Below are 15,824 nucleotides of genomic sequence, written 5' to 3' on the forward strand. Positions count from 1 at the left end.
TCAACAACGCCGGCCTTGCGCAGGGCACCCAACCAGCACAGGACGCGCTGTTGTCGGACTGGAAGACCATGATCGACACCAACGTGACGGCCCTGGTGACCTTGACCCACGCGCTGCTACCCACGCTGATCGCCCGCAAAGGTGCCGTCATCAATATCAGCTCCACCGCTGCCACGTATCCCTACACCGGCGGCAATGTCTACGGCGGCAGCAAGGCCTTCGTCAGTCAGTTCTCGCTGGGTCTGCGCGCCGACCTGCACGGCACCGGCGTGCGGGTGACCGTGATCGAGCCGGGGATGGCTGAAACCGAGTTCACCGTGGTGCGCACCCACGGCGACCAGGTCGCCTCCGACAAGCTCTATGGCGGCGCCAACCCGATGACCGCCGAGGACATCGCCGACACCATCTTCTGGGTGGCCAGCCAACCGCCGCACCTGAACATCAACCGCATTGAGTTGATGCCCACCTCGCAGTCGTTTGCCGGCTTTCAGGTGCACCGGGAAGGCTGATTCTCGCCCTTGCTCCCATTCAGGATATTTTGGATAAAAAGGGTATATTGGCTATATTGCAGCTCATTGGAAACCGTCATGGCTGTTGCCGCACTCAATACCTTGGACACCCTGCCGCAAACCCCGGCTTCGGACGTGAAGAAGCTGGGCTGGCGCGGCGTGATGAAGGTGGTGGCGCGTAGCGGCAAGGTGGTGGTCACCAACCACGGTCGCCCGGAAGCGGTTGTGCTGTCCACCACAGACTATGACGACCTGCTGCAGGAAGCCCTCGAAACCCGCGCCCGGAAACAGGCCGCGCTGGATGTGTTGAGCCGCCAGTTCGATGAGCGCCTGAAGGTGCTGCAAACCCGGGAAGCACGCGACAAGTTGCGCGGCATCCTGCGCCGGCCCATCGACTTCGGCGGCAACACGTTTACTGGCAACGAGTTCTGAATCGTGGCGCGTCCGGTGATTTTTGTGCTGGCCGGCGTCAACGGCGCAGGCAAGAGCACCGCGGGTGAACGCGAACTCACGCAGGCGGGACTGACCTGGTTCAATCCCGATACATTCACCCGGCAATTGATCAAAACCACCGGGGCACCCCCCGCCGAAGCCAATGCAGCGGCATGGCAAGCAGGTGTCCGCCAATTGGATGCGGCGATTGCTGGCGGCACCGATTACGCGTTCGAAACGACACTCGGCGGTAATACGATTGCCGCCAAATTACGCGAGGCCAGCAAGACTCACGATGTCCTGATGTGGTTCGTCGGACTGGGGTCGCCGGAGCACCATCTCGCCCGCATCAAACTGCGCGTTTCGCGTGGCGGCCATGACATTCCAGAAACCAAAGTCCGGGAGCGCTTCGAGTCCTCGCGCAGGAACCTGATTGCACTGCTGCCGTACCTGAGCCAATTGCAGGTGTACGACAACAGTGTGGATGCCACTATCGGTCAACCAATGCCCAATCCGCGCCTGCTGCTGCAAATGGAAGCAAGCAGCATCGCGTTTCCAACCGACGCCCAAACGCTGAGCAACACCCCCGCTTGGGCCAAACCCATTTTGGAAGCGGTTCTGTCCCGCCTAGGCTGAGTTCAGGCGTGCTGCAAAAACCGCCCGCGCAAACGCAGACACGGGCGCTCGATGAGGTAATGCAGCACCGCCGCCGCGGCAAGTGCAACCCCGCCATACACCAGCCACGCCACACTGCCGCGCGCGGCCAGCACAGCGCCCCAATGCGCCTGCACAAGCGCGTAGATCGGCTTGTGGACAAGGTAGAGACTGTACGAAACCGCCGCGATCCAGCCGGCCCCCGGCAATGCCCGCGCACCCAGCACGCCATGCGGTTGCGCGCCGGCAAACACCAGCAACGCCAACGCCAGCGACAACACCGGCCAGCCGATGCTGTTCCCCAGCCAGCCCACGCGATCACGGAACAGCCAGAACGCCAGCACCAGCACCAGCACGCCGGCCAGTGCGAACAGATTGGCGTACTTGGCTGCGCGCGACCAGGCTGCCGGCCGATACGCCTGCCATGCCGCCAGCATCACCCCCAGCAACAGTCCATCGAGACGGTTCCAGGTGGGGTAGTAAATATCCTCGACGAACCAATTCCGCGACGGCTGCAAGGCAGCATCATGCAACCAAATGCCGGCACGCAGCGCGATACCACCCAACAACACCGCAACACACACACCCCAGAATTTCAGCACGGATGGGCGTCGCGCGAGCAGCAGCGCCAGCATCGGGAAAACCAGATAAAAATGCTCCTCCACGCACAGCGACCACGCATGCGAGAACGCGGCATTGGCGGTGTAATCAATGTCCAGATTGACGACGAACAACGCAAACTTCCACCACGGCTCGATGCCCGGTGCTTCACGAAACTCCGGCCATAGCAGATACACCGCCAGCACCCCCCAGAACGCGGGAAGAATGCGAAACGCACGCTTCAGGTAAAACGTGCGCAACGAGGGCCGCACGCCCTGCGCCAACGGCCGCAACACTTGCCCGCCGATCAGAAAACCGCTGAGCACGAAAAACAGGTCCACGCCCATCCAGCCGTAGCGTTGCAGCCACATCCAGTCCGGCCCCAACCCGCCGACGATGAAGCTGTGGAACTGCATCGTCCACAACACCGCAATGGCGCGCAACAGATCCAGGCCCGGCAGATGCTCGCCGCGCTGGCCATCACTCACAGCGGCGCATCATCCAGATAGGTGTAGGCGGTCAGTCCGCGTTCCAGCGCTTCGTTCAGGCGCTCGCTTTCGGCGTTGCCGAGATCCGCCGAAGCCACCAGTGCGCGGTAGCAGCGGCGCAGGTCATCCAGTTTGTAGCCCACGTAATCCAGCATCACATCGGTGGTGTCGCCGCGGCGCTGCTGGCTGATGGCAAAGCCATCGCCGCTGGCCTTGACCTCGATGGCGTCGGTGTCGCCAAACAGGTTGTGGATATCGCCCAACACTTCCTGATACGCGCCGACCAGGAAGAAGCCAATCCGGTAGCGTTCGCCCGGGCGCGGCTCGTGCAGCGGCAGCGAGCTGTCGAGGTCTTCGTTTTCGACATAGGTGTCGATCTTGCCGTCGGAGTCGCAGGTCATGTCGGCGATGATGCCGCGCCGGGTGGGCGCTTCATTCAAACGCTCGATCGGCACGATGGGGAACACCTGATCAATCGCCCACACATCGGGCATCGATTCGAACACGCTGAAGTTGACGAAGTACTTGTCGACCAAGCGCTCGTTGAGTTCATCCAGCAAATCGCGATGGCTCTTTTCGTCGTAGGTCAGGCGCGCCTTGACCGCATGCGCGATGGCGTAGAACAGGTCGTCAATCCGTGCACGCTGGGTCAAATCCAATTGCCCTAGCGCATACAGGCTGAGGCCTTCGGCATGCGCCTGGGTGGCTTCATGGAACACTTCCACCGCCGGACGCTGCGCCATCTCGTCGTGCAGCTCACGCAATTGCCGCACCGGCTGCGATTCGTCGGCATGCACATCCGGCACGCGGCCCTCCGGCGCACGTTCCACTTCGCTGACATTGGTCACCAGCAAGGCGTGGTGCGCGGTCATTGCACGCCCGCACTCGGTGAGGATGCGCGGCGGCGTCAGGCCCTCGCGGGCGCAGGCTTCGGCCAGCGGCTGCACGATGCTGGAGGCGTAATGCGGGATGCCGTAATTGACCGAGTTGTAGCTGCGCGAACGCGTGCCTTCGTAATCGATGCCCAGCCCGCCGCCGACATCGACATGCGAAATATTCGCACCCAGTTTGGTCAGCTCCACGAAGTAGCGGGTGGCTTCGCGCATGCCGGCGGCAATATCGCGCACGTTGGAAATCTGGCTGCCCATATGGAAGTGCAGCAGCTTCAGGCAATCGCCCATGCCGGCATCGCGCAGCTCTTTCCACAAGGTCAGCAACTGGCGCGGATCCAGCCCGAATTTGGCCTTGTCGCCGCCACTGTTCTGCCACTTGCCCGCACCCAGCGAAGTCAGCCGCATGCGCACGCCCAGACCTGGTTGGATGCCGAGCTTTTCCGCCTCTTCCAGCGCCAATTTCAGTTCGGAGGGTTTCTCGATCACGATGAACGTTTGCAATCCCAACTTGCGCCCGATCAGCGCAAGGCGAATGTATTCGCGGTCTTTGTAGCCGTTGCACACAATCGTGCCGCCCGGGCGCGACAGTGCCAGCACCGCCATCAGCTCCGGCTTGCTGCCGGCCTCCAGACCAAAGCCTTCACCGCGATGGCTGGCCAAGGTGCCGGCCACGCCGGCGTGCTGGTTGACCTTGATCGGGTAGATCGCGGTGTAGCCGCCGGCGTACCCCCAGTCTGTCTGGGCCTGCGCGAATGCCGCCTGCAGTTTGTGCAGACGGTCACCCAGGATGTCCGGAAAGCGCACCAGCATGGGCAACTTCGCGCCCTGCGCCATCGCCGTATCCACCACCTCGGGCAAGGCAATGATTGGCCCTTCCCGCTGCGGGCGCACCGCAATCCGGCCCTGCGCATCGACATCGAAATACCCATCCGACCAATGCGGGATGGAGTAGGTCTTGCGGGCAAGGTCTAGCGACCAATCGGACATGGCGGACTACCGGCGGCACAGAAAGGATGCGCATTGTAGGCCCCCCGCGCCGCGCCTGCCTGTGTGGCAGCTAACGCGTGGCCAGCGCCTGTGCCATCTGCTGCACGGCCTGCACCAGCAACGGGCGCGGCAGCGCGAAATTGAAGCGCACATGGCCCTGCCCGCCATCGCCACAATCGCCGCCGTCGGTCATTGCCACCTTGGCGTGCTGGCGGAAGAACACCTGCGGTGTGGGCGGCAGTGCCAGTGCGCGGCAATCCAGCCACGCCAGATAGGTGCCTTGCGCGGGGGTATAGCCTATCTGTGGCAGGTGCGCGGCCAAGTGCCGGGTCAACAGGTCACGGTTGCCCTGCAGATACGCCAGCACCTGCTGCCGCCACGGCTCGCCGTGCGCCCACGCGGCGGTGTGTGCGATGACGCCCCATGTGGATGTGGCATCGTTGAGATGGTGGCCAATGCTGCGCCACAGCGTACGATCCTGGTCGCGGGTGAACACGAATTGCGCGCATTTCAGGCCGGCCAGATTCCACATTTTCGAGGCCGATACCGCCGTGATCGCCTGCCGTGCCGCCGCCTCGTTCAGCGCGGCATACGGCACATGCCGCTGCCCTTCAAACACCAGCGGCGCGTGGATTTCATCGGCAAACACGCGGGCGTCGTGGCGCGCCACAATCGCGCTGATGCGCGCCAATTCGTCGCGGGTATAGACCTTGCCAATGGGGTTATGCGGGTTGCACAGCAGCAACAGCCCGGCGCCACCGGCAAACGCGGCATCCAGCCCGGCCTCGTCCATCTGCCAGCCGTCTTGCGTGCGCAGCATCGGCAGCTGGATCACCGGATTGCCCACCCAGTTCAAAATCGGGATGAAGGGCATGTAGCACGGCACCGGCACGATGACGGGCGTGCCCGCCGGCAGGAAATGCCGCAGCACTGCTTCCAGCGCGCTCAGCACATCCGGCATCACGTTGACGTCATCGGGCCGGATCGCCCAGCCGTGCTGCGCCAGCTGCCACTGCGCGCAGGCTTCGCCCAAGTCTTGCAGCAACTTTGGCGTGAGATAGCCGGTCAGGCCATCGGCCATCGCCTTGTCCAGGGCCTGGCGGATCGGCGGCGCAAGGCCGAAGTCCATTTCCGCCACGAACGCCCCGATGCAGCCGGGAAACGCCGTCCACTTGCGGCTGCCGGCGGCCATCAACTGGGTGGCACTGAGGCTATCGAACGCTGCTGTATCCAATGCCGGAACTCCCTTGCAACACCAGGATGGCGGGCCTGCCGTGTATGCCGGCAGCCCGAACTGAGACAAGAATAACCGGGCGCCCGGGCGATTCCCGCTACAATCCGCGCCCAAGCACCATTCCAAAGGATAGTTCGCCATGACCGACGCCACCTGGCTGCACGAAAATTTTGACAAAGCCGGTTCGTCGATCGGCTTCCGCGTCACCCGCAAGCTCGACGAGGTGCAGTCGCCGTTCCAGAACATCGAGATCTACGAATCGACCGACTGGGGCAACGTCATGCTGATCGACGGCGCGATGATGCTGACCAGCCGCGACAACTTCCTGTACCACGAGATGATGGCGCACCCGGCGCTGTTCACCCACGCCAATCCGAAGCGCGTGGTGATCATCGGCGGCGGCGATTGCGGCACCCTGCGCGAGGTGCTGCGCCATCCGGGCGTGGAGAAAGCCGTGCAGTGCGACATCGACGAACAGGTCACGCGCATGGCGGAGAAGTATTTCCCCGAGCTGTGCGAATCCAACGGTGATCCGCGCGCCGAGCTGCTGTGGGACGACGGGATTGCCTACATGGCCAACTGCGCGCCGGGTAGCGTGGACATCGTGATCGTCGATTCCACCGACCCGGTCGGCCCGGCCGAGGGCCTGTTCAACAAGGATTTCTTCGCCAGCTGCCACCGCGCACTGAAAGACGACGGCATCCTGGTCCAGCAGAGCGAATCGCCGCTGGTGCTGCTGGACCTGATCAAGGCGATGCGTGTGGAAATGGGCAAGGCCGGCTTCCAGAGCTTCCAGACCCTGCCGTTCCCGCAGCCCTGCTACCCCACCGGCTGGTGGAGCTGCACGATGGCAAAAAAGACCGCCAATGCCGGTTTCAACTTCCGCATCGACGATGCCCGCAGCAAGGGCTTTGCCACCCTGTACTACACCGCCGACCTGCACACGGGTGCGCAAAGCCTGCCACCGTTTGTGGCCAAAGCGCTGGCGGGCTGAGTACCGCCAGTAGGTCAACTCCGCAAATTGCGACCGCTCACACGTTCAAGACTCGTTCTAACCGGTTAGGTTGGCCTGTTGTTCTAGACAGTGGGGGAGTCATTACTGTGCGATGGGTGTCGCTTCGGTTGAGTCTGTTGGCGGTGCTGCTGGCGTGGCCGGTCGCGGCGTGCACCGCCGCAACGGCGTCCCCGCAAGCAGCCACGGGCAATGCCAAGGCCTTCGATGCCGCGTTTCAAAAGCTGAATGGCCCTGCATTCCTGGACGTACCCAGTGCCACCATCGAAGCGGAATTCGTGCGTCTGCGCAGCTTGCTGCCTGCCAATGACCCGGCACGCGATATCCACTTTCGCTCGGTGTTCTGCAACAGTCTGCAATGGAAGGACGCACACCGCGGCCGCGACTATTCCAAGACAGCCGTTCAACTGGCACACAGCGCTGGCGACGTGGCATCGGAAGCGCGCGCACGTCTGTGCCTTGCAACCTACATCATGTTGCTCGACGGCAGCCAACAGGGGTTGCCGGAAATCGATACCGCCATCCACCTGCTCAAGGAGCACCAAGAGCCCCAGCTGCTCGCCGAAGCACTGGAAATGCGTGGCGATCTGCTCTCGTTGCTGGGTGAACAGGCCAAGGCCATGCTGGATTTTCAGCGCGCCCGCACCGCTTTTCGCAGAGCCGGCATCACCCAGGAAGTGAATCCGCTGATGTTCAGCATGGCGGTGGCCTACCGCCGGATGGGCGACTGGGATCGTGCTGCAAGCTATTTCACTGCGGCCCAGCAACGCGCGCGCGCCATCGGCGATACCGAAGCCGAGGCCACCAACCTGTTGCAACTAGGCTTTTTGCGACTGGAAACGTCTGCGCCGGGCAAGGCGTTATCCGCCTTTTCGCAAGCGGTCAGCATTGCCCAGCAACACGCCGACACCAGCAGCGTGAATGCTGCACGCACAGGCATTGCCGAGGCGCAAATCCTGCTGGGCAAGCCTGATGCGGCACTCTCGACATTGCAGCAGGCCCGCACCGGCTACCTGGCGGATCAGGACAACTCCAGCAACGACATGCTGCTTCTGCTCACCGGGCGGGCATTGGCCGCCAAGGGCCAGTATGCGCAAGCTCTGCAGCGCTACCAGCAGGCCTTGCCTTTGATTCAGGCCAATGGCAACGAGCGCTATCTGGCCCAGCTGCATCAAGCGCAGGCCAGCAGTGAGGAGGCCCTGGGCCAGCCTGCCGCCGCACTGCAGGACTTCAAAAAATTCCATGCCCTGCAAATGAAGCTGCGCAGCAAGATGCAGCTTGAACAAAACCAGATGATGGCATTCGAGGACGCGATTCGGCGCACTGATTTCGAAAATCGCCAGCTGCGGGCACAGGCCGAAGTACGCCAGCAAGAACTGAAGGCACTTGAGCGCGTGCGCCATTGGCAGTGGCTGGCCATCGTGCTTGCACTCCTGCTCTTGGCCCTGCTGTGTTCGATGGCATGGCGACAATGGCAACGCTCCAAAAAGTTGCAGGATCTGACCTTGCAAGATCCACTCACCGGGATTGCCAATCGCCTCGGGATCGAACGCGAAGTCGTGCGCGCATTGACATCGGCGCAGCGTGAGCACTCGCCGATGTCACTGTTGATGCTGGATTTGGATCGCTTCAAATCGATCAATGACCGCTTTGGCCACGCTGCCGGTGATCAGGTATTGCGCGATGTCACCCGCGCCTGGCAGACCCAGCTGCGCAATCGCGACCCATTGGGCCGCGTCGGCGGCGAAGAGTTCATCGTGGTGTGCCTGGATGCCGATTTGAACAAAGCACTGGCGGTGGCAGAACGCCTGCGCGAAGCCACGCAAGCACTGCACTTTGACGGTATCGACCCCGGTCTGCGGATCAGCGTGAGTATCGGCGCTGCGCAAGTGCTGGCAGATGGCGAGTCCAGCGACGCACTGATCCAACGCGCCGACCGTGCGCTGTATCGTGCCAAACACAGCGGCGGCAACCGCATCGAGTATTGAGCTTGGCTGCACTCTTCGCAGGCCATCTGCCGCATACTGGCGCACTTTCCGTGAGCTGAGCCAGGTGCATTCCGTGCCAATCGTCTGGAGCCGGTTTTATCGGCAACACATGCTGTTGCTGGCGGTTACCGGCATCTGCCTTGCCTTGCTGTTCCATCTGACCGCGCTGGATGTGCAACTGGAAGATGCTTGGCACTCGGCCACCGGTGAGGCATGGCCGCTGCGTAATGCGTGGTGGACAAGCACCCTGATGCATACCTGGTTGCGCTATGTCCTGAACATCGCCGCACTGGCAACTCTTTGGCAAGCATGGAAGCATCGGCGTGACGCCGATGCACTGCGCTGGCGGGTGGTGGCGATCTCGGCGTTGGTGGTGCCACTGCTGGTTGGTATCGGCAAGCGCCTGAGCCCCATGCACTGCCCGTGGGATATCGACCGCTATGGTGGCCATGCCCCCTACTACGATCCCTTTGCCGCGCTGCTTGCGTACATCCCACAGCCCGGCCACTGCTTTCCGGCCGGGTTTGTCTCCGCCGGCAGCTGGTTGTTGGCGTTTGTGTTGTTCTTTTATCCAGCGCGACCGCGCGTCAGTCTGGCCGTTTGGATTGCGGTTTCGGGGTTGATCCTGGCGATGGGTTTGGTGCAGCAGATGCGCGGCGCGCACTTTTTGTCACACGTGTTGTGGACGCTGTGGTTGAGCTGGGCCATCGTACTGGCAGTGCATGCCGGTGTGCGTGCGTGGCGCACACCATCAGAGTTGATCCGCAAGGCGGCGGCTTAGCCGCGGCTTACAGCGCATCGCCATCCAGCTCACCGGTGCGGATACGCACCACGCGTTCCAAATCCCATACGAAAATTTTGCCATCGCCAATCTTGCCGGTGCCGGCAGACTTGATGATGGCCTCCGTCACAACCTCCACCTGATCATCGGTGACCGCCACCTCCAGCTTGATTTTGGGCAGGAAATCGACCACGTATTCGGCCCCGCGATACAACTCGGTGTGCCCTTTCTGGCGGCCAAAGCCCTTGACCTCGGTGGCGGTGATGCCGGCCACACCCGCCTCGGCCAGCGCTTCGCGCACATCGTCCAACTTGAACGGCTTGATCACCGCCATCACCATCTTCATTGCCACATCTCCTGATCGGTAGCGTGAGCATAACCTGCCGGCGCAAGGCATACTGCACGTACGCTGCGGACTAATCCCACCCCCGCATGCGGCCTGCACTGATGGCAGTGGCAAGCGTGCTTGCCCATGCTGCATACATCCGCAGGAGACCGCCATGAGCCAACCCCACATGATCGACTTATCGCAACTCGATGAACTTGCCCGCCGCCTCAGCAGTCTGGTCCCGCCGGGTTTGCGTGAAGGCCGCGAGGAATTGCAGCAGAATTTCAAATCGGTACTGCAGGCCGGTTTGGGAAAGCTGGATCTGGTGACCCGCGAGGAATTTGACGTGCAGCGCGCGGTACTGGCACGTACCCGCGACAAGCTCGACGCATTGGAAGCACAATTGGCTGAACTGGCCGAGTCCTGCGCCAGCAGCAACGACAGCGCCCACCACTGAGGAGCGCCCCCATGAGTCTTGCGATCGTGCACAGCCGTGCGCGGGTAGGCGTGCGTGCGCCTGAAGTTCGGGTGGAAGTACATCTGGCCGGGGGGCTGCCGGCGATGTCGATTGTGGGTTTGCCGGAAGCGGCGGTGCGCGAGGCCAAAGACCGCGTGCGTGCGGCGATCCAGTGCGCGCAATTCGAATTTCCGGCGCGCCGCATCACCATCAATCTTGCGCCTGCCGACCTGCCCAAAGATGGCGGCCGCTTTGATTTGGCAATCGCGCTGGGCATCCTGGCCGCCAGTGGGCAGTTGCCCTGTGAGGCATTGGACGGCTGGGAGTTTCTGGGCGAATTGGCACTGACCGGCGAAATTCGTGCGGTGGACGGCGTGCTGGCCGCGGCCTTGGCCGCCGGCAGTTGCCAGCGCCGTCTGCTGGTCTCGCCCGGCAACGGTGCTGAGGCCGCACTGGCCACCTCGGTGGAAGTGCGCACCGCACGCACCCTGCTGGAAGTGTGTGCCGCCCTGGAGGCGCGCAAAACCTTGCCATTGGCGCAAGCACAACCCGGCGTCGCCGCCACACCCCCCGATTTGGCCGATGTGCGCGGGCAAACCCAGGCGCGGCGCGCACTGGAAATTGCCGCCGCGGGCAATCACCACTTGCTGTTGGTCGGCCCACCCGGCAGCGGGAAAACCCTGCTGGCCTCGCGCCTGTGCGGCATCCTGCCCGAGCCCAGCGAAGCCGAAGCGCTGGAAACCGCCAGTATTGCCTCGGCCAGCAGCCGCGGGCTGGACTTGGCGCGTTGGCGGCAACGCCCGTTTCGCAACCCGCACCACACCGCCAGTGCGGTGGCCTTGGTGGGCGGCGGCGCGGATCCGCGCCCCGGTGAAATTTCATTGGCCCACCACGGCGTGCTGTTTTTGGATGAGCTGCCCGAATGGAGCCGGCATGCGCTGGAGGTTCTACGTGAACCCTTGGAATCTGGCAGCGTGAGTATTTCGCGTGCGGCGCGGCATTGCGACTTTCCGGCACGATTTCAATTGGTGGCGGCGATGAATCCCTGCCCCTGCGGCTGGGCCGGGGATCCGTCCGGGCGTTGCCTGTGCAATGACGAGGCAATCCGCCGCTACCGTGCGCGTATTTCCGGGCCATTGCTGGAACGCATCGATTTGCATGTGGAAGTGCCGCGTCTGCCGCCCACCCAACTGCGCACCGATGGCCCCAGTGGTGAAACCAGTGCCAGCGTGCGTGTGCGCGTCATCGCTGCACGCAACCGGCAACTGGCGCGCAGTGACCACGCCAATGCGCAGCTGGATCAAAGCCAGACCAATGCGTTTTGTCGGCTGACCGCACGCGACTCTGCCCTGTTGGAGCGTGCAGTGGATGCCCTGCAATTGTCGGCACGCTCGCTGCATCGCATCTTGCGGGTCGCACGCACGATTGCCGATTTGGCCGGCAGCGAGGCCATTGACACCCCGCACCTGACCGAGGCGATTGGTTATCGCAAACTGGAGCGCGGCAGTGGCAGCCGACAAGCGGCCTAGCAAAGGTCAGATGTGGGTGCGTGGCCACACCAGCCGGTTGGGATCAAACTCGGATTTGACCAAGGTTGCCGCACGCGCACCAAACCCACACACCGCCAGCGGGCTTTGCATGTCGCTGGCCATACCGAACGCACGTTCGATATCGACTTCGTTGATCGCACCGGTGACAAACGGCCCCAGCCCCGCCTGGGTGGCACATAACTGCAAGGTTTGCGACAGGTGGCCGACATCCAGCACGCAAACGCGGTAGGCCTTGGCGTGGTTGCGGTATTTCCAGAAGTTGCGATGAAAGCGCGGCGCCAAAATGCACAGCACCGGCGCGTTGGCGAAAAAATCCTGCCCGGCCACCGCGATCTTGGCAAAAGCGTACAGCTCGTCCTGCGTCCATGCGCGTGCGGCGGCCGTCCCCAAGACCTGCGTACCCACATCCCCCGGTTGCGGCGGTGCAATCTGCGCGGTCACCGGTTCCAGCGCGTGGCCATCGATGCGGTAACGGTACAAGCCCGGTGCGATGCCTTGCACCCGCTGCACGATCAGAAAACATTCGGTCGGATGCAGCGCACCGCCGGACGGGCTGGTGCGCTTGAATACCGTGAAGTCCGGCGCGGGGTGTCCGCTGCCACGCGCGCCAAACACCCGCGCCATCAGTTGCGAAAACGTTGCCAGCGGCAGTACCGCTTCGGTATCAAAATTGCGGCACGTGGCACGCCTGTCCAGCAAGGTGTCGAAGCCATCGCGTACCGGCACCGGCATATGCAGTGCGGTGTCGGTGCCCACCGCCTCCGGCTCACGCGGTGGCGGTGCGCCGTGCTGACGCAACAGGCCTTCATTGCTGTCCAAATCTTGCTCGGCCATGCTGCTGGGGCCATCGATCCCCTGCCAGCGGGTCGCCATATGGGCCACCGCCGCTGCCGGGTACCAGCCTTGGGCGCGGTAAACGGCGTCGGTTGCCGCAGTGTCGATGTCGGCGGCACTTTCAGGCTTGGCCTGCAACAATCCGGCCGCCAGCAAAGCGTCCACCGCCGCGCCGCCATGGCGTGCATCCAGCACATCGCGTTGCAGCCAATCCTGTGCACCCAAAGCACCCAGTAACGGCACCCAATCGGCATCCACTTCGACCGCCGCACCCAAATGCGGCGCATGTGCAAACCAGCACAGCCGCGCCACCACGCCGGTGCCACCGGCCAGCAGATCGTCCAATTGGAAGCTGGCCACCTCGCGCGGTTCCAGCCATACCACAGCACAGCGCCTGACCTGCATTGCACACTCCCTTTAAACACTTGGGTGCTATTGTCCACGCTCCATTCACCGAGGGGGAACACCGTGGCACAAGACAAAATCCCGCCGGCCGGTCTGCATCCGCAACTGGTCAAGAAGCTTCTAGACAATCTCGAAAGCAACGACGCCTTCCGCCAACAGTTCCAGCAATCGCCGGAACAAGCGCTGCGTTCGTTAGGCTATACGGACGCATCCACTTGCATGCAGCTCAAGCCGGGCGAAACACTCGCCTCTGCTGAGCAAATCAAGGCACAGCGGAGCAAATTGGAGGCAGCAGCAACCGCCATTCAAAGTGCCGACTGTATTTTTGCTAGCCAGCAGATCGGCTGAACGCGGAAGCACAAAAATGCGCCACCTCATCCCCGTAAAAACGGGGATGAGTCCGCTGCATGCTTCTACTCTCTGATTGCCACATTAAAGAAACGCAACACTTCCGTCGTCGTTGCTTCGGTAAGCACGCGCCCCCGATGCGTGGCCAGCCAATTTGCCTGACTTTGCATGCCGACCGCATTCCCCGCAGAACGCTCAGCACGCAACAATGCCCAGTGCACGGCCACTAACGCCGTGTCTTGTTTGGCCAAGGATTGCAACCGAGCCACTGCCGCTTTCGGCTGACCACTTAGGCGCGCCTGCTCTGCCAATAGCACTTGCCGCAACTGTGCCAGTGTTGGGAACTCACGCACTGCCACACTGCCATCGGTGCTGCGCAGTGCGGCATCGACACCTGCTCGGTCATCACGATAGGCCGCCAACAAACCGGCATACATGCGGAGCTCGGTCGAGGCCGGGGGATATATTGCATCTACCGCCTCCGATTGCCTGTCCACCGCCGCCAGCAACGATTGCAGCCCACGCGTAGCACCCGAATCGGCTGAAAAAACGCCTACACTCGCCAATGCAGCCTGTGCACGCAGGGTTTCCAACACATCGTTATTGGCACTTGCGCGGTCATACCATGCTTGCGCTGCTTCACGCGCCGGTACCCATTGCTGACGATCCAGCCAAGTCGATACCGCCGCATCATTCTGCCAACCTTGGCGCCCACTGGTACTGGCTGCATACACCTTGTCGGCTTCGGCATGCTGGCCGCGCGCATCGTAGGCGCGGGCGTAAAACTCGCCCCCGCCTGTATATCCGGCTTGCCGCGCGTGCTGGAATTCGACCAATGCCGCATCAAATTTATCTTGCCCCAACAAGAAAATTCCCAAGGTGTATCGTGCGGAGTTGCTACGCTCATATTGAGGTTTGATTGCGCGCCGCACCATCGCCTCGGCAGCACGAAAATCATTACGCTGATGCCACAAATTCGTCGCCAAACGACTGATGATGCTGAAGTCATCGGGGTACAGCGTCAAATATTCCTGCGCTTTGCCGAAATAGATTTCCGGCCCGCTGTTTTGCAGCAGCATCAACTCGACACTCATTTTTTCCTGCGGCGACAGTCGTGCAGGAATAGCCAGTGCCTTGCGCCATTCGTCACGCGCCTGCTCGACCTCGCCCAGTTGCGCGTGCAATCTCGCCATATCGGCATGCGCCAATGCAAACTGCGGATCCAGTTGTAGCGCGCGCCGATACAAGCCCAGCGCTTGTTCACGATCACGGGTGGTATTGGCCGCATTGCGCGCCACCGCAAATACCTTCAACGCCTCCAGGCTGGGGGTGGCCACATTGGGCAGCGGCACCGAGGTCTTTTGCACGCTTTGCAAGGCCTCGCCCAACTTGCCACGCAACTGGTCGGTAACCTGGTCGATCGAGCCCAGCGCAGACTCCACGCCACGGCCATCGGCCATCACGGCGTACACCGTGGTCTGGGTGCGTGGGTCGATGACTTCGGCACTCACCCGCAAACGGCCACCAACTTCGGCCACGGTGGGCAGCAGCAGTGCGCGCGCACCATCCCGCAGGGCGATTTCGGAACCCAGCGCACGATCCACCGGCACGTCCGCCTTGCGCTGCATATTCGCCAAGGTTTCACGTACTTTCAGATCGGACAGTACGTTGACGTAATGCGACTGCTCCAAACTGATGCGGAATGCCTGCTCCAGCGATTCGTCCAGCTTGGTATCGCCGGTCAGGTTGCGCAGGTCACCCACCACCACCCAATCGCGTTCGGCAAATGCAATCGCCGGTTGTGGGTGCATCAAGAACCACGCGCCAAATGCCAGCCCGGCCGCCATCATCGCCTCGGCGGCCAAGGCCACCGGCCGCCGCCACAGCGGCAGGTCACGCCATGCCTTGGGGGTGTGTGCCGGCATCCGCAGCGGGGCCAGTCCGGGCTCGCCCACTTCGAACACTTCCTGCGCTTCCGGCAGGCCTTTGAAGCGCCAGCGGCCGTAGGATTTCCACACCAGGGTGTCGCCGCGCACACCCAATTCGCGTACGGCGCGATGCGCCAGCGGTTCGGCGGTGGCCGACAGCAGAATTTGCCCCGGCCGCGCCAGGTTCATCAAGCGCGCCGCCAATGGTTTGGCCAAGCCTTCCACTTCCACCGGCTTGGCACCCAGCGCCACCGCGTCGCGGCTGTTTTCCCATTGCAACACTTCGCCTACATGCAGGCCAGCGCGCGCTTGCAAGGCCTGCTTCAAACCCAGCTCGCGGCCCAAGTCACGCAGGCTGCGGGCATAGTCCAAGGCAAAGCCCAGTCCGTCGATGGG

Annotated in this window: 15 protein-coding genes; 9 read left to right on the forward strand and 6 right to left on the reverse strand. The window is 62.6% G+C overall.

The features are described 5' to 3' along the window. The 3 genes from QWB57_RS01300 to QWB57_RS01310 all read left to right on the forward strand — a co-directional run. On the forward strand, positions 1–509 hold a 509-nt coding region (locus QWB57_RS01300), incomplete at its 5' end, for an SDR family NAD(P)-dependent oxidoreductase (protein WP_288968002.1). A gap of 78 nt (positions 510–587) precedes the next feature. After that, positions 588–941 (forward strand): type II toxin-antitoxin system prevent-host-death family antitoxin, encoded by a 354-nt coding sequence (locus QWB57_RS01305; RefSeq protein WP_223625268.1) that lies wholly within the window; start codon positions 588–590, stop codon positions 939–941. Then, positions 942–1,577, forward strand: coding sequence for a hypothetical protein (locus tag QWB57_RS01310; RefSeq protein WP_288968012.1), 636 nt, complete (start codon positions 942–944; stop codon positions 1,575–1,577). A gap of 2 nt (positions 1,578–1,579) precedes the next feature. Here QWB57_RS01310 and QWB57_RS01315 read toward each other — a convergent pair whose 3' ends face one another. The 3 genes from QWB57_RS01315 to QWB57_RS01325 form a co-directional block, all read right to left on the reverse strand. Next, the gene (locus QWB57_RS01315) at positions 1,580–2,683 is read right to left on the reverse strand and encodes an acyltransferase (RefSeq protein WP_288968004.1); all 1,104 of its coding nucleotides are present in this window, start codon (positions 2,681–2,683) and stop codon (positions 1,580–1,582) included. Continuing rightward, on the reverse strand, positions 2,680–4,563 hold the full coding sequence (gene speA, locus QWB57_RS01320) for an arginine decarboxylase (protein WP_223625261.1): 1,884 nt from the start codon (positions 4,561–4,563) through the stop codon (positions 2,680–2,682). The genes QWB57_RS01315 and speA overlap by 4 nt, the downstream gene beginning before the upstream one ends. A gap of 70 nt (positions 4,564–4,633) precedes the next feature. Further along, positions 4,634–5,797, reverse strand: a complete 1,164-nt coding sequence (locus QWB57_RS01325; RefSeq protein WP_288968006.1) for an aminotransferase class I/II-fold pyridoxal phosphate-dependent enzyme — start codon at positions 5,795–5,797, stop codon at positions 4,634–4,636. 139 nt (positions 5,798–5,936) lie between these two features. Between QWB57_RS01325 and speE the strand changes: the two genes are divergently transcribed. The 3 genes from speE to QWB57_RS01340 all read left to right on the forward strand — a co-directional run bounded on the left by speE (position 5,937) and on the right by QWB57_RS01340 (position 9,578). After that, a complete protein-coding gene (gene speE, locus QWB57_RS01330) occupies positions 5,937–6,791 on the forward strand; it encodes a polyamine aminopropyltransferase (protein ID WP_223625257.1) in 855 nt (284 codons plus the stop codon). A gap of 116 nt (positions 6,792–6,907) precedes the next feature. Next, on the forward strand, positions 6,908–8,797 hold the full coding sequence (locus QWB57_RS01335) for a diguanylate cyclase (protein WP_223625255.1): 1,890 nt from the start codon (positions 6,908–6,910) through the stop codon (positions 8,795–8,797). A gap of 73 nt (positions 8,798–8,870) precedes the next feature. Beyond that, a complete protein-coding gene (locus tag QWB57_RS01340) occupies positions 8,871–9,578 on the forward strand; it encodes a hypothetical protein (protein ID WP_288968008.1) in 708 nt (235 codons plus the stop codon). 7 nt (positions 9,579–9,585) lie between these two features. On the opposite strand, the gene QWB57_RS01345 is transcribed toward QWB57_RS01340, so the two are convergent. Continuing rightward, the gene (locus QWB57_RS01345; protein WP_223625251.1) at positions 9,586–9,924 is read right to left on the reverse strand and encodes a P-II family nitrogen regulator; all 339 of its coding nucleotides are present in this window, start codon (positions 9,922–9,924) and stop codon (positions 9,586–9,588) included. A gap of 169 nt (positions 9,925–10,093) precedes the next feature. Between QWB57_RS01345 and QWB57_RS01350 the strand changes: the two genes are divergently transcribed. Both QWB57_RS01350 and QWB57_RS01355 read left to right on the forward strand, forming a co-directional pair. Continuing rightward, positions 10,094–10,363, forward strand: a complete 270-nt coding sequence (locus QWB57_RS01350; RefSeq protein WP_223627665.1) for an accessory factor UbiK family protein — start codon at positions 10,094–10,096, stop codon at positions 10,361–10,363. 11 nt (positions 10,364–10,374) lie between these two features. After that, positions 10,375–11,892, forward strand: coding sequence for a YifB family Mg chelatase-like AAA ATPase (locus QWB57_RS01355; RefSeq protein WP_223625249.1), 1,518 nt, complete (start codon positions 10,375–10,377; stop codon positions 11,890–11,892). A 6-nt stretch (positions 11,893–11,898) separates the two neighbouring features. Here QWB57_RS01355 and QWB57_RS01360 read toward each other — a convergent pair whose 3' ends face one another. After that, entirely contained in the window at positions 11,899–13,152 is a 1,254-nt protein-coding gene (locus QWB57_RS01360) for a putative peptide maturation dehydrogenase (protein WP_288968009.1), read from the reverse strand. A gap of 63 nt (positions 13,153–13,215) precedes the next feature. Between QWB57_RS01360 and QWB57_RS01365 the strand changes: the two genes are divergently transcribed. Continuing rightward, a complete protein-coding gene (locus QWB57_RS01365; RefSeq protein ID WP_223625244.1) occupies positions 13,216–13,500 on the forward strand; it encodes an NHLP-related RiPP peptide in 285 nt (94 codons plus the stop codon). Between the two features lie 65 nt (positions 13,501–13,565). Here the strand turns inward: QWB57_RS01365 and QWB57_RS01370 are convergent. Further along, the coding region (locus QWB57_RS01370; RefSeq protein ID WP_288968010.1) for a putative peptide modification system cyclase at positions 13,566–15,824 on the reverse strand (2,259 nt) is incomplete at its 5' end.

It is taken from the genome of uncultured Thermomonas sp., assembly GCF_937872235.1.
Classification (GTDB): domain Bacteria; phylum Pseudomonadota; class Gammaproteobacteria; order Xanthomonadales; family Xanthomonadaceae; genus Thermomonas; species Thermomonas beijingensis.